Genomic DNA, 502 nt, shown 5'->3' on the forward strand with positions numbered 1-502 from the left:
GTCGGCGAAGACGACCTTCGCCGAGGTGGTCCGGGCCGCGGTGTCGGCGTCCTGCACGGACACGGCCCGGGCCTCGCCCAGGCCGGCATCCTCCTGGTCTGCGCCCAGGACGCCCTGGGTGACGGCTTCGGCGACGATGTCGGAGGCGGTTTTGACGGTGGTGCCGTCGGGGCCGGTCACGCTGTTGGTGTGGCCCCACGGGTCGGAGGAGGCAACGGTTCTGCGTCCGGCCTGGTCGGTGGTGGTGACCTTGTACTGCGCCCACTGGGAGTAGTCGGCTGCGGCCAGCACCCGCGCGCCGTCCGCGTCGGGCTCTTTGGCGTAGGCGCCGTCGCGGTAGTTGTCCGCGGTCCGCAGCGGGCGGCCCAGCGCGTCGAGGGTCTCGGTCACCCGCCGCCCGTCGGGGGTGGCCGTGACCGTGACGGCCGGGGAGGGGTAGGCGATGCGGGTGGTCTGCGGCTTGCCGGAGTCCGGCAGCACCGTGTGCACAGACGGCCGGCCC

The 502-nt window shown here is 74.1% G+C and carries 1 protein-coding gene; it reads right to left on the reverse strand.

Features of this window, described 5'->3' with window-relative positions:
- Positions 1–502: hypothetical protein (locus IF89_RS39590; RefSeq protein WP_158718165.1), on the reverse strand; the 502-nt coding region annotated here is incomplete at both ends.

Source organism: Streptomyces sp. NRRL F-2664 (assembly GCF_000719345.1).
Lineage (GTDB): Bacteria > Actinomycetota > Actinomycetes > Streptomycetales > Streptomycetaceae > Streptomyces.